The organism is Clostridiaceae bacterium HFYG-1003 (genome assembly GCA_024579835.1).
In the GTDB taxonomy this organism is placed as follows: domain Bacteria; phylum Bacillota; class Clostridia; order Clostridiales; family Clostridiaceae; genus JG1575.
On the sequence record CP102060.1, the window covers coordinates 804,869 to 823,345 of the forward strand.

The following is an 18,477-nucleotide window of genomic DNA, read 5'->3' on the forward strand; positions in this document are numbered from 1 at the left end:
AATGGGAAATCCAGCAAGAAGATTCTCTAAAGGAAGAACAGCCAGAAGAAGAGCTCAGACTTTCAAAGCCAGTGCACCCAGCATCATCGAATGCCCGAACTGCCACGATATGATGCTCTCCCACAGAGTCTGCAAGAACTGCGGACACTACGACGGCAAAGAGATCATCGCTAAGGTTGATGTCAACTAATTCCGAATGGAAAAGATCAGAGCACATGTTTGCATGTGTTCTTTTTCTTTTTTATGAACCAAAGTTAAGAAGCCGCTGGCTGTGATAGAATAGTGACATTGGAAGGCAAGGAGGAATCGAACATGAGATTTGCTGTAGATGGAATGGGGGGCGACCATGCGCCAGCTGAAGTAGTCAAAGGCTGTGTCGAGGCGGTCAAGGAGCTGGGCGTGGACATTACGATCACGGGCCCGTCCGACCGCATTGAAGCCGAACTGGCAAAATACGACGTGGATCGGTCAAAGATCAGCGTTCTGCATACAACGGAAGTGGTTGGCACCGATGAAGGCCCGGTTCTGGCCATTCGCCGCAAGAAAGACTCGTCCCTGCGCCGCGCCATTGAACTGGTTCGGGACGGCGACTGCGATGGCGTGGTCTCCGCCGGTTCCACCGGCGCGCTCCTGGCCGGAGGGCTCTTCATCATCGGCCGGATCAAAGGAATCGACCGGCCGGCGCTGGCGCCGCTGATTCCGGGCAAGAATGGCCGGTTCATGGTCATCGATGTGGGAGCCAATACGGACTGCAAGCCGGTGAACCTGCATCAGTTCGCCCATATGGGAAAAGTCTATTTTGAGAGCATCCTGGGCTATGTCAAGCCCCGGATCGGGCTGGTCAACATTGGGGCCGAAGCGGAAAAAGGCAACGAGCTGACCAAAGCAGCCTATGAGCTCCTGGCCGGTGACCCGGCTCTGAACTTTGTGGGCAATGTGGAGCCGCGGGACTGCATCACCGGCGATGTCCAGGTGCTGGTCTGCGACGGGTTTGTCGGCAATACCATCCTGAAGACCTTCGAGGGAACGGTTAAGACCATGCTGGAACTGATCAAGGCCTCGCTTATGAAGTCAGCCAGAGGCAAACTGGGTGGACTCCTGATCAAATCCTCGCTCAAGGAAATGATGAAGCAGTACGATTACCGCGAGACCGGAGGGTCGGCCTTCCTGGGTCTGAATGGCATCGTCGTCAAGGCGCACGGCTCATCCGATGCCATGGCTTTCAAAAACGCGATCCGCCAGGCGGCCCGGGTAAAGGAAGCCGGCTTCATCGACCATTTCCGGGCGGAAATCGAAAAAAACCAGTTGCAGAGTTGATGATGCCATATTATGATACAAGTGATATCAGCGTGACAGAACCAATCATTGAATGAATACGTAGAAACAAAAGACGTGGAGGTTTTTTATATGGTATTTGACAAAGTAAAACACATCATCGCCGATAAGCTGGGAATCAGCGAGGGCGAGATCAAAATGGAGACGACCTTTGAAGATTTAGGGGCAGATTCCCTCGACATCGTCGAACTGATTATGGCCATTGAAGAGGAATATGATATCCAGGTATCCGACGAGGAAGCTGAAAGAGCTCAGTCGGTAGGCGATGTAGTCAACTACATCAATACACTGGTTGGCGAAGAATAAGATTAAGTATGGATTGATGCTGCATCCGATAAGGGTGCAGCTTTTTTGGTATAATAACAGTTGGACAATGCGAGTATATTCCTGAGCCAGGCTTACGTTTGGCTGAGGAATGGACTCAAGCTGACAAAGGAGTCAAATCATGAAACTGAACGAACTGGGAATCCGCTTTTCCAATGAGAAGCTGCTGACACAGGCCCTGACCCATTCTTCCTATGCCAACCAGCAGCAGGGCATGGAAAGCAACGAAAAACTTGAATTTCTGGGCGATGCGATTCTGCAGCTGTGCATCACCCGGGCGCTGTATGAGCGGGGCGGCAGCCGCAGTGAAGGCGAGCTGACCAAAATCCGCGCCCTCATCGTCTGCGAGCCTTCCCTGTATGAGGTGGCCCAGAAGTGGAACCTGGGGCGCTATATTCTGCTGTCCCACGGCGAGGAAGCCACCGGCGGCCGCAAGCGCCAGTCGCTGCTGGCGGATGCGGTGGAAGCGGTCATCGCGGCGCTGTATCTGGACCAGGGCACGGAAGCGGCGGACCGGCTGATCCTGGAACATTTCGAGGACATCATCCGGCGCGCCCTGAATCATGAAATCGTTCTGGACTACAAGACCCGGCTCCAGGAACTCCTCCAGGAGTCCGGCGAGGTCAATATCCACTATGATCTGGTCAAATTCGAGGGTCCGGCGCACCGGCGCAAGTTCTTTTCCCGGGTCGCCGTGGATGAAATAACCATGGGCCGGGGCGAAGGCATGAGCAAGAAGGAATCCGAGCAGGAAGCGGCCCGGGACGCGCTGAGCAAGCTGGCCCTGCACCGGGAGGAAACCCTTTGAGGCACTATATCATTCCGGTCTTCATTCCCCATCTGGGCTGTCCGCATACCTGCGTCTTCTGCAATCAGTCCCGCATCAGCGGCTGTCAGGCGGCAGATCCCCAGAGTCTTGGCGCAGCGGACGTCCAGGCGATTGCCGCACGCCATCTGGCCACGCTCCCACCGGGGGAGAAGACGGTGGAACTGTCGTTTTTCGGCGGCAGCTTTACCGGGATCCCTGTCCACCAGCAGCTGGAACTTTTGGGGGCAGCCCGGGACCTGCGCCAGGCCGGCGCCATTTCCCATATCCGCTGCTCGACCCGGCCTGACTTCATCGATGATGAAGTCCTGGAGCGCTGCGCATCCTTTGGCATGGACATCATCGAACTGGGGGTTCAGAGCCTGGATGACCCGGTGCTGGTTCAGAGCGGCCGCGGTCATACCGCAGAAGATGTGGAACGGGCCTCACGGCTCATCCGGTCCCGGGGGATCACCCTGGGCCATCAGATCATGCCGGGGCTGCCGGGGGCTGATTCGGCATCTGATCTGGCCACCGCCAGAGCCAGTATTGCCATGAAGCCGGACCAGGTAAGAATCTATCCGACACTGGTGGTGCGGGGCACACCCCTGGCCGAACTTTATGCCGCCGGGCGCTATCTTCCTCTGGAGCTGGAAGACGCCGTCGCCCGGTGTGCCGAGCTGCTGACCCTGTATGAGGCAGCCGGCATTCAGGTACTGCGGGTTGGTCTCCAGGCCAATCAGGAACTGACCGAAGGCGCCGATCTGATCGCCGGGCCGCACCATCCGGCATTCCGGGAGCTGGTCTTGTCCCGGCGCCTGCATGAGCGCATCGCCGGGTCACTGTCCGATGCCCCCGGATCCTGGGAGCTGCTGCTCCATCCCAAAGACCAGTCAGTGCTCTATGCCGCCGGCCGGCGCTATTACCGCCGCAATCAGGCCAGGATCAGCCGGGTAACCGCCACGGACCAGATCCGGCGCGGACAAGTTATCCTAAGGAGAGAGGGAACCCTCGACATCAGCCTATGTATTTAAAAAATTTGACCATTCGGGGCTTCAAGTCCTTTGCCGATAAAACCGATCTGGAATTCCGTTCGGGCATCACCGCGGTGGTGGGTCCCAACGGATCCGGCAAATCAAATATTTCCGATGCCGTGCGCTGGGTTCTGGGCGAACAGAGCGTCAAGCAGCTGCGGGGCGGCAAGATGGAAGATGTCATCTTTGCCGGCACTCAGTTTCGCAAGCCGCTGGGCCAGGCCAGCGTTTCGCTGACTCTGGACAATTCCTGCCATACGCTGTCCGTTCCCTACAACGAAGTGACGGTGACCCGGCGGCTGTATCGCTCCGGGGAATCGGAATATCTCATCAACAACAACGTCGTGCGTCTGCGCGACATCCATGAGCTGTTCATGGACACCGGCATCGGCCGGGAAGGCTATTCCATGATCGGCCAGGGCAAGATTGACGCGATTCTCTCGGGCAAGCCGGAAGAGCGGCGCGGCCTGGTGGAAGAAGCTGCCGGCATTACCAAGTTCAAGGCCCGCAAGGAAGAAGGCGAAAAGAAACTGAAGTCGGCCGATGACAACCTGGTGCGGGTGGAAGATATCCTGAGCACCTATGAGGAACGGATCGGGCCTCTGAAGGAAGACAAGGAAAAAGCTGAAGTCTTCCTGGCGCTGTCCGGCGAACTGAAGGACCTGCAGATCGCTGTGATTCTGCAGGAGCTGGAGGAACTGGAGGAGCGCAACGCCGGCTCCATCACCCGGCATCAGGAACTTTCTGAAGCCTTTGCCCGGACCGGGGAAGCCAAGGCCGCGGCGGAACAATCCCAGGAGGATCTGTCCCAGGCGCTGGATGATCTGTCGGAGGAAAAGGCCAGGACCCGCGAAGAATACTATGAACGCAAGGGGCGCTTCGACGAGGGCACCTCACAGATCGCTCTGCTGGCGGAGCGGACCCGGTCCTGCCAGGAACGCGCAGCCCAGGCAAGAGCCGGAGCTGCTGCTCTGACGACTCAGATCGAGGAAGCCCGGGATGAGCTGACCCAGGCTCAGACCCGGGAACAGGAACTGAGTCTGGGCCATCAGAGTGCCATTGCAGACCAGAGGGCGCATGAAGCGGCCATGGGCGAGCTGGAGGCCCGGATCGGGCGCAGTGAACAGGACAGCACACGGCTGAAGGAACGGCAGGAGAACCTGCGCAAAGAGCGCCGGCTGCTGGATGAGCGCCTTTCGCAGGAGCAGGTCCGGGAAAAGGTGCTGCAGTCCCGGCAGGACAGCCTAAAAGACTTATGCGGCAACTACGAAGCGTCTCTGGCCCTGAATACCCGGGGCCGGGATCAGCTCAAAGCCGAACTGACCGCTGTGCTGGATCAGAAGGCGGATCGTCAGACCGGACACGGCACGCTGCGGGAGGAAGGAACCCGCCTGCAGCGCGCGGCGGCAGAGCTGACCAATGAGCTGGAGATCATCCGGCGCAAGGTACGTGACGCCGAAGGCCGCGAAGCCATGCTCAGGAATCTGGAGGAAACCCACGAGGGCTATGCCCGCAGCGTGCGGGATCTGTTCGGGTATCTGAAGCGCAGCAAATCGCCGCACCTGGATCAGGCCGTGGTACTGGGTGATGTCATTCAGACCAGGCCGGAATATGCCGTAGCCATTGAAGCGGCCCTGGGCGGCTACATCGGCAATATCATCACGGCTACCGATGACCAGGCCAAAGCCCTGATTGAGATTCTCAAAAAGCAGAAGCTGGGCCGGGCGACCTTCCTGCCGCGCAATGTCATCCGCGCTTCGCGGATTGCCATGCCCAAGTTCAAGAATGCCGAGGTTCTGGGCTTTGCCTCGGACCTGATCGAAACCGACGATGCCTATCGGGAAATCGCGGACAGCGTGCTGGCACGGACCCTGATCACCCGGAACATGGATGATGCCGTGCTGGCCGCCCGCGAGACGGGCTACAAGATCAAGATCGTGACCCTGGAAGGGGATATGATTCTGGGCGGCGGCGCCATGTCCGGCGGCAGCCAGAAAGGGCAGTCCTTCGGAGTCATGTCGCGCAAGGCGGAGCTGGAGACTCTGGGGCAGACCATCGCCCAGGGCCGGCAGGAGTTCGGCCAAAAGAAGCTCGAGCTGGAAGCCCTGAGCGGACAGCTCGATGCCAAAAAGCAGGAGCTGGCCCGGTCGGATGACCAGCTGCGCCAGCTGGAGCTGGAAGAAACGCGTCTGGCCGAACGAATCGAAGGATTTGTCCGGGAAATCAGCCGGATTCAGACGCTGATGACCGAGCAGACCGCGGCGGGCGGTTCTCTGGAATCAGAACTGGATCTGGCCCGGGAGAAGCTGACCGCCACCAGTCAGGAAATCGAAGCGAATCAGTCTGCCATGGAGCACGCTCTGCTGGAAGAAACCGAACTGCGCGAACGGCGCCGGGAACTGTTCCGGATTAATGACCGCCGCAAGGAGGAACTGGCCGATCACCGGATCCGGGTGACCCGCTGGGAAACGGACCTGACCAGTCAGCGCCAGGGAATTGGCCGCCTGAAGGAACAGCTTCGCTCGTATGAGGAGCGCCTCAGCGGCCTGATCGCAGACCGGGAAACCCAGGAAGCACTGACCCTGAGTCTGGAAGAGGAAACCACCCAGATCCGGACGGAGCGGGACGCCCATCAGACGCGGATGCAGGCGCTGGATCAGACCATGGATGAACTGGACCAAAAAGAGGTTCAGATCCGGTCGCAGATCAAGGAAGCCTCGCGTCTGGCGGACACCGTCCGGGACGAGTATTACCGCCTGGAAAAGGAACTGCTCAAAGCCAGCCTGAACCTGGAAAAATATGAATCGGACAAAGAAGAACTGCTTACCCGGCTCAATGAAGACCTGGACCTGACGCTGGCCCAGGCCAGGGATCTGGCCAAACCGCTGGAGTCCAAGGCCAAAGCTAAAAAGCGCATCAGCGAAATCAAAGGCAAAATCACCGCTCTGGGCAATGTCAACCTGGCCGCCATCGAAGAATACGAGAAGATCTCGCAGCATTATGAGTTCCTCAGTTCCCAGCGCAATGACCTGCTCCGGTCCAAAGCCGAGCTGGAAAAGCTGATTCAGGACATGACGGGAAAAATGCGGGCGCTGTTCAAGGAAAACTTCGTTATTTTATCCCGTAATTTCAAGGATACGTTCCATCAGCTCTTCAACGGCGGCACAGCCGAGCTGATTCTGTCCGAAGGCGATGTCCTGACGGGCAGCATCGACATCAACGTGCAGCCCCCGGGCAAGAAACTCCAAAACATCAATCTGCTCTCCGGCGGGGAGAAGGTCTTGTCGGCCATTGCGCTGACCTTCGCGATTTTGCGCATGAAGCCTTCACCGTTCTGCTTCCTCGATGAAATCGAGGCCGCGCTGGACGATGCCAATGTCTACCGCTATGCCAATTTCATCAAGGAATTCGCCCGGGAGACTCAATTCATACTGATTACGCACCGCAAGGGGACGATGGAAGCAGCTGACATCCTCTACGGTGTTACCATGGAAGAAAAAGGAATTTCCAAGATCGTCTCGGTCGATCTGGAACCAGCACAGGAGGAGGCAGTATAATGGCCGGATTTTTTGAAAAACTGAAGAAGGGGCTGGAAAAGACCCGCAACAGCTTTACCGACCGGATCAATGAAGTGTTCCAGGTCGCGGTCTACATCGACGACGACATGTATGATGAACTGGAGGAGGCGCTGATCACATCCGATGTGGGAGCGCGCACCGCCGATGAAATCATCGAACGGCTCCGGGAGAAGATCCGGACGCAGAAGATCAGCCGGGTCAAGGACGTGAAGCCCGCTCTGGCGGAAGTCATCGCGGAAACGCTGAATCAGCAGGAACCCGCTCCGCTTGACTTCCCGCTGGTAATGCTCATCATCGGAGTGAACGGCGTCGGCAAGACGACCTCCATCGGCAAATTGGCCTACCGCTTCAAGGAAGAGGGGAAAAAAGTCCTCGTTGCCGCCGGAGATACCTTCCGGGCTGCCGCCATCGACCAGCTGGAAATCTGGGCGAACCGCGCCGGCGTTGACATCATCCGTCACCAGGAGGGCTCTGATCCGGCGGCCACCGTATATGACTCGCTCATCGCCGCCCGGGCCCGCCAGGCTGACGTTCTACTGATTGACACGGCCGGACGGCTGCACAACAAGAAGAATCTGATGAAAGAGCTGGAGAAAATCAACAGGATCATCGACCGGGAATATCCATCGGCCCACAAGCAGTCGCTCCTGGTACTGGACGCCACCACCGGCCAGAATGCCATCAATCAGGCTCAGGAATTCCAGAGCGTCGTCAATATTGACGGCATCATCCTGACCAAGCTTGATGGTACAGCCAAAGGCGGCGTCGTCCTCTCCATCAGCCAGACCCTGGGCGTGCCGGTTCGCTACATCGGCGTCGGTGAAGGCATTGACGACGTCCAGGAATTTGACGCCGCTCAGTTTGCCACTCTGCTGTTAGACAGCGATCTGGATCTGGAACAGTTCGAGCATGAAGTCAAACCCGAGTAATCCGGCAGGAACGAAGTAGGAATCGGAACAGACTGAACCGTGGCTGAACGCTACCGTGTGCTGATCAGCAGCAAGACTGATCAGCAGCAAAGACTGAACAGCAGCAAAGGCTGAACAGCAGCAACTTCGGAACAGCATCAAATGCTGAACCGAATGAATGAACAGCAACCGTGGATGAACAGCAACGGATCAAGAGACGAGCAGATAACAACAGTATTATTGATCACGCTGAAGAGGGAAAGGGGAAACCGATGAATCGAGTAAACCTGGCTTTATTGCAAATGAAAGTGGAATCTGATGTGGAAGCGAATCTGACAAAACTGGCAGAACGTCTGGGCCAGCTGCCCCAGGGTACGGATCTGGTGGTGTTGCCGGAGATGTTTGTCTGTCCTTATGAAACACCGAATTTTCCCCGATATGCCCAAACGCGGGGGGAAGCCGTCTGGCAGAGGCTGTCCGACCTGGCCAGGCAGCATGGGATCTGGCTGTGTGCCGGCTCTGTCCCGGAACTGGACGGGGGAAAAGTGTACAACACCTCCTATGTGTTTGACCGGAGCGGCCGGGAAGTAGCCCGCCACCGAAAGGTTCACCTGTTTGACGTCAATGTCCCGGGGGGGATCTGCTTCCGGGAATCGGACACCCTGACCCCGGGGGATGAAATCACCGTTTTTGATTCGGAATTTGGCAAGATCGGCCTGATGATCTGCTTTGACATTCGCTTTCCGGAACAGACCCGGATCATGGCGGAGCGGGGAGCCCGGCTGGTCCTGGTTCCGGCCGCCTTCAACCTGACGACGGGTCCGGCCCACTGGGATCTGTCCTTCCGGGCCAGGGCGCTGGACAATCAGCTGTTCCTGGCAGGCTGTTCACCGGCCCGCGATCTGACCGCATCCTACCATGCCTACGGCCATTCCCTGATCACCGGCCCCTGGGGCGATATCCGCGCCCAGCTGGACGAAACGGAGGGCATGCTGTCCGCGGCCATTGATCTGGATGACTGTGAAGCCATTCGGCAGGGACTGCCGCTGCTTCGTTCCCGGCGTCCGGAACTGTATCGATAGGATTAGTCGCCGAAAGCTCATAGATCAATTAATTCGGTTCGTTGCTCTTAACTGGTTGAACCAGAGAGATGGGTATAATTGTGCCTGTCTCTCTTTTTGTCGTTCTTTGACGCGCACCCTAATTTCATATCCTCTTACTGCCAGCGATATTGTTTTCAGAAACCTGCTCAACCCTCATCCAATTGTTTAGCAACAGGCCGTGATTAGAATTAACTCAAGTTATATAAAAGATCAGCAATTAAAAGTTTTCGAATGATTGAACCGGCCAATGTCGAATTAGTAGAATTATTGCGCATATATCGCGATGATACAATTAAAAAACGTTTACTATGACGGCGAAACCGATTAAAATAGAACTAAGTTTCTGAGTATTCTCAGGATATTCTTTAAGTCATCCGGAACTATGACTCGGTGGGTCAGTGAGGATTCTGGGAGAAGCTGAAGAAAAGTTCCCTGGGACAGACTGACAGCCGTAAACGGCAATTTTTCATTTGGAGGAGAAGGAATGAGAGAGTACAAGAACCAGATCGCGAAAATTTTCCAGTATACCGCTTTTGGAGCGGGCGTCGTGTTTTTAATCGGGGGAGCGCTCATTGGACTGGATGTGGCTGATATGATGGATGCACTGGGGGGGAGCGGTTCGGCGTTCCCGGTCATGCTTTATTTCTGGCTGGCGGGATTTATTACCTGTCTGCTGCTGATGGGAGCCGCGGAAGTCATTGAACTGCTGGAACGAAATTTCCTGAATTCCGTTCAGCTTAAAAATATGATGGAGAAAAATCTGAGTTCCGGTTCGGTTCATACGGCGGCAAAGCCTGACCAGATTGTATTTGATGATCTGCCTGGTCTTTAGTGTACAGGCAGGAAAACAACTTGAGTGCAACAGAAGATGAGACCGGGCAGGAGGACAAACCGATGGGGAATGAACGTTACCAGAGAATAGGGGAACTGAAGCAGGACGAGTGGATTCTGGGGGCTCCGCTGGAGATCGATAAGGGGGCGTTGCTGTATGACACGCTGAGCCGCCAGATGATTCTGCAGCTGCGGCTGCGCAATGTCTCCCGTCGAACCATCCGGGCCGCTCAAATCGCGATCGCGCGGCTTGACGCACAAGGCAACTCGATAGCAGATCAGGCGGATCAGGCGATGATGTATCAGGATTTGAACTCGGAACCGGGTTCGCTGTTTGGAGATGGCAAGCCGATTCTTTTGGGAACAGCACCAACCAGGCAGGTCAAAGTACGAGTCCAGAAGGCGGTATTCGGGGATGGCTCGAGATGGGAATCGGAGGATTCGTCCGAGGTAAGTCCCGGAACGCCGCTGCTGGCTGAGCTTTGGCCCAAGGAAGCGCTGGAGCAGTTTGACCGGGAAATCACGGATAAACCTCACTTTCAGAATGCTGCCAGCCACAAGTACCTGCCGGTGATGGAGGCTGCTTACTGGGTTTGTGCCTGCGCCTTCCCCAATCCCGGTTCATGGGACAGCTGCGGACGGTGCGGCCTGCAGCGCGACTGGCTGTTTCAGACAGCTGATCCGGCTCGGCTGACGGAAAAGCAGCAGGCCCATCAGACAGAGCAGACCCGACTGACGGAGGAACGGAAACAGCGGGAAGCTGCCGAGCAGCAGAAGCGGCTTCAGGAAGAAGCGGAACTCAGGGAACGTGAAGCCAGGGAACAGGCGGAGCGGCTGGCTCTTCGGACTCGAAGGCTTCAGGCGGTGAAAAAATACGGGATTCTGAGTGCCTTGGCGATCACCATTGCGGTCGTCGGATTCCTGGCACTGACGCGCTGGATTCCGGTATACCGGTATAATGAAGCGGTCCGTCAACTCGATGCCGGAAACAACGGAGAGGCAGCCGTGCGGTTCCGGGTGCTGAATGATTTTCTTGACAGCAGGAATTTGGCACAGGAAGCCAGCTATCGTCACGCATTGCAGTTGCGCGGGGAAGGGGCCTATGAAGAGGCAGCCAAACTGTTCAAGGAGCTTGAAACCTATAAGGACAGTGCGGTGAATGTCCAGGAAACCAACTACCTGCAGGCAGCGGCCCTGCTGAATGAGCGGAAATATCAGGCAGCCGCCGATCAGTTTGAACAGCTGGGCAATTACAAAGACAGTCCGGCAAAAACGGTGGAAGCCAGATATCTGCGAGCCGAGGAATTGTTTACGTCCGGCGATTATCTGAATGCCTATCCGTTGTACGACAAACTGGGCGGCCACAAGGATTCGTCGAATAAATCCCGGATTGCTCGCTATGAGGCCGGAGTGATCCTGCTGGGGGAGAAAAAGTATCCGGAAGCGGTTGCTGTGCTGGGCTCCATTACGGGATACCCGAGATCCCAGCAAAAATTGGAAGAGGCACTGGTACCGTATGTCCAGGGGCTGTTGAAAGAGGGGAAACTTGCCGTTGCCAGGGAAAGTCTGAATAAACTAAAAACGATCTCGCCGGCTGTTCAAGCACTGCAAACGGAGACGGCCTACCGGCTGGGCGGGGAGCTGGAAACTGCCGGAAAAATCAAGGAAGCCCGGGACGAATACCTGCTGGCCGGGACATTCCAGGACAGCCCGGCAAAAGTCAACGAACTGACCTATGCCCTGGCTCAGTCATTGGAACAGAGCGGCGATTTGGAGGGTGCCCTGGCAGAGTATCGGTTCCGCTCCGCCTATAAGGACAGTGCTGCTAAGTATCAGAATCTGTCGTTTACGCTGGCAAAGCAATATGAAGCCACTGGAGATCTCGTGAAAGCCGCCGAGTACTACTGGAACGCCGGTACCGGCAATCCAGAGGCCAAGGAGAAAGCGAATACCTTATATTTGAAGATTGCCAGGGACTTCGATGAGAAAGAGGATTACGAGAAGGCGTCCCAATACTATTCCCTGGGAGGCGAAGCTGATCTGGCTCGCAAGATCAGAAAATACGGTGACGCGATCAAAGCCTTCCAGGCCGGGAACAAAGAGGACTGCTATGATTTGTTATACGAAGTGGTGGGTTATGATAAAACTTACAGCTATAAGGATTTGCTTCCTTTCCGGGATGCGATTTCGTACTTTGTCTACTGTGCCGCGGAAATGAAGTCCGAGGAATATAAACTGCCGCCAGAGCAGACCGATTATTTCACGTTCTATGATGAGTCCATGTATTACCTGCTGCAGCATGTAGAAGAGCATGCTGACTTTAAGGACATGGCAAAGTTTCTGGAGGATGACTTTTTCACCTGGAGTCGGATTGTGGGGCGGTGGAGTTCCGGATCCAATTATTTTAAACTGTACTTTGAAAAAGACGGCGATCCGAGAATTACCTACAACCTGCCCTTTTATACCGGCAAATATTTCAAGATTCTGGGTGATGTGATGAAATTTGGCAGTGACAGCGCCGGCTGGAAAAATGTCTATCGCATGACTCTGGTCGAAGAGAACACGCTCAAGGTCTATTCCTACAAAGCGGATAAAACCTATACCTTGTACCGGGATTAGCGCTTCCGTCGCCCCTTCTTTTGTCCGTCTGAGTAAATATCGTCCCAGCCAGTAATCTGCAGCAGATCCAGTCATAGTCAGTAATTCCGGACACGATCCGGCTCATTCAATGAACTGAGCCGGATCTTTTAACCATTCGGGTCCTCTTGTCAGGGACAGAAAGCTGGCCCTTGATAACAGCCTGATGAAGCCATAATATAAACCATTGCCTGGGTTGATCCTCCCAGGGATGCTGCGAAGCATCAGACAAAGCGGCAGCGGGAGCTTCCATTGGACGGTAAGATAAAGGGTTTCAGCATGAACGGAGCTGATCAGGCGTTGGACCATTCCTGAAAGGCAGAAATGAGTATTCCTTATTCAAAGGAATTTGAACTGCAGTGCGAAATTATCCTATCCGATGAGAAGACCGGAACGAGGAAGGAATTGAGGAAATGGGAGGTTGAAGAAAAACTTAATGAAGAACAATCTGTTCACGTACGCAACCAGTGAACTGTCCCAGGATGCGTTCATCTGCTGGCTGATGAGTTTCGCTCACGAGGAGTATCTGAGCGTAGATCCTCATCTGACAGACTGTGCCAGGGAACTGCTTGCAATAATGATCGGCAGCGAGGAAGCGTTTGTCATTACTAAAATCTCAAGACAGTATAAGAATATTGATGTCCTGCTTGATGTGAGTCACAAGTACCGGATCATTGTGGAAGATAAAACTTTTACCAGTCAGCATGGGGGACAGATCAAAAAATATAAAGAGGAGCTGGAAGCGGAAAGTGACAATTATAAAATAATATGTGTTTATTACAAAATTATGGAACAGGCGTTTCCTGAGAAGGATGTCGTCAACATTACCCGGCAGGATCTGCTGGAACTATTCGGAAAATATAAAGAGAAAACGAAAAACCACATTTTTCAGGATTACTATGAGTATCTCCGTGCCATCGACTGCCAGGTGAAGCGATATGCGACGGATCCCATTGAAAAGTGGACGGATGGCAACGATCATGCATACAAAGGATTCTTTTCGCACCTGATTCAAGACGGAGTAATTGATATCCGGCGGACGTATGATTGGAGTTATGTTGCAAATCCATCCGGCGGATTCCGGGCTTTATGGTGGTACTTTTTAAGCAATGACGAATTGAATGGATGCAACTTACTGAAGGAATATGTCGAAGATCTATACCTGCAGATTGAAGACCAGGTGATTGCCGTCAAACTGAGCGGCAAGAGGGAACGCTCCACACAGGTTCGATGGAGCTTATTTGACTACATCAAGGGTAAGGTGCCAGGCTTTCAGAAAAAGACATTTCGTCCGGGAAATTCGATGACCGTCGGATATGTTGAATATAACGAAACAGACTATCGTGAAAAGATCGCGATGATGCAGGGGATGATGGAATCGATTGTGAGGAGGGAATATTGGTTCAATCCGGAATAATCGCCGCAGTTTTTTCACCGAGAGCAGTCCTGTTAAGTAAAAATACTTGACAGGTCTTTTTGTGACTGGTATCATAATCCAGTGGGTAGGTGAGGCAGATGGAAAACCGAGTGGAAATCTCGCTCTTGATGGATTACTACGGTTCACTGCTGACGGATAAGCAGCAGAAGATCATGGATCTGTATTTCGATGAAGATTTCTCCTTATCTGAGATTGCCGAGCTCAACGAAACTTCAAGGCAGGCGATCCATGATCTGATCAAGCGGACGCATGGACAGCTCCTGAAGTACGAGGAAAAACTCGGCATGAAACGGCTGAGTGAACAAACCGAAGAAAAGAAGAAACGAATCATTCAGGAACTGGAAGCCGGGGGCTGGTCCGATGAGGCGGTAATCCGTCTGATCGAGAGTCTCTAACATCCAGGAACAGGAGGGTGCATGGCTTTTGAAAGTCTTGGAGATCGCCTCCAGGAAAGTTTAAAGAAGCTTCGGGGCAAAGGCTCCATTAACGAAGCGGACATCCGGGAAGCCATGAGAGAGGTCAAGCTGGCCTTATTGGAAGCGGACGTCAATTTCAAAGTCGTAAAAAACTTTGTCCGTGTCGTCAGCGCCAAGGCAATTGGCGAGGATGTCATGAGATCACTGACCCCGGGACAGATGGTGGTCAAGATTGTTCATGACGAACTGACCCACCTCATGGGAGATGAAGAATCCCCGCTTAAGCTGAGGGATTCAGGCATGACCGTCTACATGCTCTGCGGCCTGCAGGGCGCCGGTAAGACGACCATGGCCGGCAAGCTGGCGCTTCATATGCGCAAAACCAAGAATCGCAAACCGATGCTGATTGCCTGTGACGTATACCGTCCGGCCGCCATCAAGCAGCTGGAAATCGTCGGCAAGCAGATTGATGTTCCTGTGTTCTCCATGGGCGATCAGGTCTCTCCGGTCGAAATTGCCCGTCAGGGAATCCTGGCAGCCAAAGAAGCCGGTTCGAATCTGGTCATTATTGATACCGCCGGGCGTCTGCACATTGACGAAGCCCTGATGGAGGAGCTCAAGCTGATCAAGGCTGAGGTGAATCCGCAGGAAACGCTGCTGGTGGTGGATGCGATGACGGGTCAGGATGCGGTCAACGTGGCGGAAACATTCGATCAGACGCTGGACATTTCCGGTGTCGTTCTGACCAAGCTGGACGGCGACACCCGAGGCGGAGCCGCATTGTCGATCCGGGAGATTACCGGAAAGCCGATCAAGCTGGCCGGTGTCGGTGAAAAAATGAATGATCTGGAGACGTTCCATCCGGACCGGATGGCTTCGCGGATTCTGGGCATGGGCGATGTCATGTCGCTGATCGAAAAGGCTCAGACCGAGCTGGACGAAGAAGAAGCTCAGAAACTCGGCGAAAAGATGCTCACCAAGGATTTCAACTTTGAGGATTATCTGTCGCTGATGCGTCAGATGAAGCGGCTGGGACCCCTGACCAAGATCATGGATATGATCCCGGGGATGAACAAGGCGCAGCTCAAGGGCGTCGATATGGAAGAAGGGGAACGAAGCATGAAGATGAATGAGGCGATCATTTTCTCCATGACCCCCAAAGAGCGGCGGAATCCGAAACTCATCGATTCCTCCCGCAAAAAGCGGATCGCAAAAGGAGCCGGCGTCACCATTGCGGACGTCAACCGGCTGATTAAAGGAATGGAAGAATCAAAGAAACTGATGAAACGCCTGGGCGGGAAGTTGCCTTCCGGCAAGGGCGGCGGATTATTCGGCGGAAACCTGCCATTCTAGGCAGGATTCGATATAAATTGGAGGTATAAAACAATGGCAGTAAAAATCAGATTAAGAAGAATGGGTTCAAAGAAGGCACCTTTTTATAGACTGATCGTGGCAGATTCCAGAGCCCCCAGAGATGGACGGTTCATCGAAGAAATCGGCTACTACAATCCGGTCTCTGAGCCCAAAGTTGTCAAGATTGACGGAGAAAAGGCCAAGGCCTGGATCGCCAAGGGTGCACAGCCGACCGAAGGCGTCGTAAGACTGCTTGAGGCACAGGGCATCATTGAAAAGACCGAAAAGAACTGGGAAAAGAAGGCAAAGGCTGATGCAGCCAAGAACGCCATGATCGAAGAGAGAAAGGCAAAGGCTGCTGCAAGACGCGCTGCTGAAGCACCGGCTGAAGAAGCGGTCGCTGAAGAAGCTGCTGAAGAAACTCAGGCGTAATTATGAAAGAGCTCATAGAATTTCTGGCTAAATCCCTGGTCAATCATCCGGAAGCCGTGATGGTTACAGAGCGTACAGAAGGAGATACCACCATCTTCGAACTGAAGGTGGCTCCCGATGATATGGGCAAAGTAATCGGCAAGCAGGGTAAGATTGCCAAAGCAATCCGGACGCTGGTACGGGCAGCCTCCACCAAGGACTCCAGACGGGTCAACGTGGAGATCGTTTAATCAGAACAAGGCAAAGCAAGCCGGTACGTTGTACCGGTTTTTCTTTATTCGGGTCAATGACTGATGTTTTTGATCCGGTTTCGAACCTCGAGGGAAAGGAGAAAGCACATTGAAACAAGTACAGGAAGGACATATTGCCATCGGCCAGGTGGGTAAGCCGCATGGCTTTAAAGGCGAAGTCAAGGTCATCCCGCTGACGGATGATATCCGCCGGTTCCGGCGACTGACCTATGTCGTCATTAACGGAGTGGAGTATAAAGTCGAATTCGTCAAGCTCCAGGCTGACCGGGCCATTTTGAAGCTGGAGGGCATCGATACGCCCGAGCCTCTGGAACAGCTCAAGGATGAGTATGTTCAGGTTCGACAGGAAGACGCGGTCAAGAAGAAAAAAGACGAGTACTTTATCGATGAGCTGCGCGGCATGGCCGTCAAGGACACCGAAGGCAATGATCTGGGCCGCATTTATGACGTCATTCAGACCGGTGCCAATGATGTCTACTGGATCAAGGAACCGAAGCAGCTGCTCATTCCGGCCATGAAGACCATTGTCACCAGCGTGGATCCGGAAGCCGGTGAGATGGTGATTCGTCCGGCCAGGGAATGGAACTATGAGGATTGATGTCCTGACCCTGTTCCCGGAAATGTTTCAGGTGCTGGAGCACAGCATTCTGGGCCGGGCCGGAGCAGCCGGCCTTTACTCCCTGCACCCGCACAACATCCGGGACTACAGCACCGACCGGCATCGCCGAGTGGATGACTCTCCCTACGGCGGTGGCTTTGGCATGGTGCTGGCCTGCCAGCCGATCATGGATGGCATCAAGGCAGTGAAGGAAGAAAATCCAGGGCCGGTGATCTTTCTGGGACCCCGCGGCAAGCCGTTTACTCAGGAAAAAGCCAGGCAATTGGCCCAGCTGGAGGGTTTTACGCTCCTGTGCGGTCACTACGAAGGAATTGATGAGCGCATCTACTCGGTCATCGATGAAGAAATTTCGCTGGGGGATTTCATCCTGACTGGTGGTGAAATGGCAGCCCTGCCCCTCATTGACGCAGTGGTCCGGCTCATTCCCGGAGTTCTGGGATCCCATGAGTCCACGCTGGAAGAGTCCTTTACCGAGGACACGCTGGAATATCCGCAATATACCAAGCCCGCGGAATATCAGGGCATGAAAGTACCGGAGGTGCTGCTGTCCGGTCATCATGAAAAAATCCGGCAATGGCGGCGCTACATGTCTCTGGAGCTCACCCGGGAGCAGCGCCCCGATCTCTATGCCCGGCTGACCCTGACCAGGGATGATCAGAAAATTTTCAAAGCCATCCTGCGGGAAAAACAGGCAGCCGCGCAAGAGCATGATGCCGCTTCGTCCGTCCGTCCGGGCCTGAATCAGGGAAAGAAACCATCAAGTGATTCTTCTCCGAGTGATTCTTCTCCGAGTGATTCTTCTCCGAGTGAGTCCCAATAAAAGATGATCCGGCCAAAGCGGCTGAACTGAATAGGTTTCATCGATGGACAGATTCCCGGCATAGGCAGAACCGGGGATCTGTTTTTCTATATATGGCTCCTCTTTAAATGAGTAGTTCCGTGGATCGTTCACTGTTTTTCTTCCGGAGCATATACTTTCCGGAGCATATACTTTCCGGAGTTTTATACTTTCCGGAGTTTTTTCTTTAAAGAGCAGAGTGTATGGAAAAGGTACAGTGTGGAAGAGGTCAGAGTGTGGAAGAGGTCAGAGTGTGGAAGAGGGCAGAGTGTGGAAAAGGGCAGATTTTAGAAGAAGACAGAGTATGGAAGAAGGCAGCGGATGGAGAGAGAGCAGAGGATGTATTAGAAATCTGATGAGGGAAGAAAATGTTGAGTTTATACAGAAGAAAATTGGGGATGGGACTGGCAGCTGAATGTTGAAACGAGAGGCTGAGCCGGAGAAAATTGCAGGAAATAATTCATAAGGGGATTTGCTTACAATTTGAATGCAGGCTGGTTTTTGAGGCTGGGGCTGCCGAAATTGCAGAGGGGTTTGGAGAGAGCGGGGATAATTTGCGATGCGGAGTTTTGGTT

General features: G+C 54.2%; 16 protein-coding genes and 2 pseudogenes. All 18 read left to right on the forward strand.

All coding sequences use genetic code 11. The features are described 5' to 3' along the window. The first annotated feature begins 1 nt into the window (after position 1). The 18 genes and pseudogenes from rpmF to NQU17_03900 all read left to right on the forward strand — a co-directional run bounded on the left by rpmF (position 2) and on the right by NQU17_03900 (position 18,258). Positions 2 to 190, forward strand: a complete 189-nt coding sequence (gene rpmF / locus NQU17_03815) for a 50S ribosomal protein L32 (GenBank protein UUM12699.1) — start codon at positions 2 to 4, stop codon at positions 188 to 190. A 122-nt stretch (positions 191 to 312) separates the two neighbouring features. Beyond that, entirely contained in the window at positions 313 to 1,317 is a 1,005-nt protein-coding gene (gene plsX, locus NQU17_03820) for a phosphate acyltransferase PlsX (protein UUM12700.1), read from the forward strand. A 90-nt stretch (positions 1,318 to 1,407) separates the two neighbouring features. After that, complete coding sequence (acpP, locus tag NQU17_03825; GenBank protein ID UUM12701.1) at positions 1,408 to 1,641, forward strand: acyl carrier protein; 234 nt, start codon at positions 1,408 to 1,410, stop codon at positions 1,639 to 1,641. Positions 1,642 to 1,780: 139 nt separating this feature from the next. Further along, positions 1,781 to 2,467: a ribonuclease III gene (rnc, locus tag NQU17_03830; protein UUM12702.1), complete on the forward strand. Its 687-nt coding sequence runs from the start codon at positions 1,781 to 1,783 to the stop codon at positions 2,465 to 2,467. After that, positions 2,464 to 3,498: a radical SAM protein gene (locus NQU17_03835; protein UUM12703.1), complete on the forward strand. Its 1,035-nt coding sequence runs from the start codon at positions 2,464 to 2,466 to the stop codon at positions 3,496 to 3,498. Before rnc ends, NQU17_03835 begins: the two co-directional genes overlap by 4 nt. Continuing rightward, on the forward strand, positions 3,489 to 7,055 hold the full coding sequence (gene smc / locus NQU17_03840) for a chromosome segregation protein SMC (GenBank protein ID UUM12704.1): 3,567 nt from the start codon (positions 3,489 to 3,491) through the stop codon (positions 7,053 to 7,055). The genes NQU17_03835 and smc overlap by 10 nt, the downstream gene beginning before the upstream one ends. Next, the gene (gene ftsY, locus NQU17_03845; protein UUM12705.1) at positions 7,055 to 8,005 is read left to right on the forward strand and encodes a signal recognition particle-docking protein FtsY; all 951 of its coding nucleotides are present in this window, start codon (positions 7,055 to 7,057) and stop codon (positions 8,003 to 8,005) included. Before smc ends, ftsY begins: the two co-directional genes overlap by 1 nt. Before the next feature lie 251 nt (positions 8,006 to 8,256). Then, complete coding sequence (locus tag NQU17_03850; protein ID UUM12706.1) at positions 8,257 to 9,066, forward strand: carbon-nitrogen hydrolase family protein; 810 nt, start codon at positions 8,257 to 8,259, stop codon at positions 9,064 to 9,066. A gap of 505 nt (positions 9,067 to 9,571) precedes the next feature. Next, positions 9,572 to 9,919, forward strand: a complete 348-nt coding sequence (locus NQU17_03855; GenBank protein UUM12707.1) for a hypothetical protein — start codon at positions 9,572 to 9,574, stop codon at positions 9,917 to 9,919. Positions 9,920 to 9,939: 20 nt separating this feature from the next. Continuing rightward, positions 9,940 to 12,537: a hypothetical protein gene (locus tag NQU17_03860; GenBank protein ID UUM12708.1), complete on the forward strand. Its 2,598-nt coding sequence runs from the start codon at positions 9,940 to 9,942 to the stop codon at positions 12,535 to 12,537. Positions 12,538 to 12,976: 439 nt separating this feature from the next. Beyond that, positions 12,977 to 13,972 (forward strand): PD-(D/E)XK nuclease family protein, encoded by a 996-nt coding sequence (locus tag NQU17_03865; GenBank protein ID UUM12709.1) that lies wholly within the window; start codon positions 12,977 to 12,979, stop codon positions 13,970 to 13,972. 98 nt (positions 13,973 to 14,070) lie between these two features. Further along, a complete protein-coding gene (locus NQU17_03870; GenBank protein ID UUM12710.1) occupies positions 14,071 to 14,388 on the forward strand; it encodes a putative DNA-binding protein in 318 nt (105 codons plus the stop codon). Between the two features lie 21 nt (positions 14,389 to 14,409). Then, a complete protein-coding gene (gene ffh / locus NQU17_03875; protein ID UUM12711.1) occupies positions 14,410 to 15,762 on the forward strand; it encodes a signal recognition particle protein in 1,353 nt (450 codons plus the stop codon). Positions 15,763 to 15,795: 33 nt separating this feature from the next. Beyond that, positions 15,796 to 16,050, forward strand: a pseudogene (gene rpsP, locus NQU17_03880) (30S ribosomal protein S16). A 146-nt stretch (positions 16,051 to 16,196) separates the two neighbouring features. Then, a complete protein-coding gene (locus NQU17_03885; protein UUM12712.1) occupies positions 16,197 to 16,424 on the forward strand; it encodes a KH domain-containing protein in 228 nt (75 codons plus the stop codon). A gap of 109 nt (positions 16,425 to 16,533) precedes the next feature. Next, complete coding sequence (gene rimM / locus NQU17_03890) at positions 16,534 to 17,043, forward strand: ribosome maturation factor RimM (protein UUM12713.1); 510 nt, start codon at positions 16,534 to 16,536, stop codon at positions 17,041 to 17,043. Next, a pseudogene (gene trmD, locus NQU17_03895) lies at positions 17,033 to 17,734 on the forward strand (tRNA (guanosine(37)-N1)-methyltransferase TrmD). Before rimM ends, trmD begins: the two are co-directional and overlap by 11 nt. 371 nt (positions 17,735 to 18,105) lie before the next feature. Continuing rightward, positions 18,106 to 18,258, forward strand: coding sequence for a hypothetical protein (locus NQU17_03900; GenBank protein ID UUM12714.1), 153 nt, complete (start codon positions 18,106 to 18,108; stop codon positions 18,256 to 18,258). Positions 18,259 to 18,477 lie beyond the last annotated feature (219 nt).

Excerpts from the sequence above, each read along its gene's own strand:
- NQU17_03900 (UUM12714.1), top strand. The coding sequence starts at position 18,106 with ATGGAAAAGGTACAGTGTGGAAGAGGTCAGAGTGTGGAAGAGGTCAGA.
- NQU17_03855 (UUM12707.1), top strand. The coding sequence starts at position 9,572 with ATGAGAGAGTACAAGAACCAGATCGCGAAAATTTTCCAGTATACCGCT.
- NQU17_03885 (UUM12712.1), top strand. The coding sequence starts at position 16,197 with ATGAAAGAGCTCATAGAATTTCTGGCTAAATCCCTGGTCAATCATCCG.
- ftsY (UUM12705.1), top strand. The coding sequence starts at position 7,055 with ATGGCCGGATTTTTTGAAAAACTGAAGAAGGGGCTGGAAAAGACCCGC.
- plsX (UUM12700.1), top strand. The coding sequence starts at position 313 with ATGAGATTTGCTGTAGATGGAATGGGGGGCGACCATGCGCCAGCTGAA.
- NQU17_03850 (UUM12706.1), top strand. The coding sequence starts at position 8,257 with ATGAATCGAGTAAACCTGGCTTTATTGCAAATGAAAGTGGAATCTGAT.
- smc (UUM12704.1), top strand. The coding sequence starts at position 3,489 with ATGTATTTAAAAAATTTGACCATTCGGGGCTTCAAGTCCTTTGCCGAT.
- rnc (UUM12702.1), top strand. The coding sequence starts at position 1,781 with ATGAAACTGAACGAACTGGGAATCCGCTTTTCCAATGAGAAGCTGCTG.
- acpP (UUM12701.1), top strand. The coding sequence starts at position 1,408 with ATGGTATTTGACAAAGTAAAACACATCATCGCCGATAAGCTGGGAATC.
- ffh (UUM12711.1), top strand. The coding sequence starts at position 14,410 with ATGGCTTTTGAAAGTCTTGGAGATCGCCTCCAGGAAAGTTTAAAGAAG.
- rpmF (UUM12699.1), top strand. The coding sequence starts at position 2 with ATGGGAAATCCAGCAAGAAGATTCTCTAAAGGAAGAACAGCCAGAAGA.
- NQU17_03870 (UUM12710.1), top strand. The coding sequence starts at position 14,071 with ATGGAAAACCGAGTGGAAATCTCGCTCTTGATGGATTACTACGGTTCA.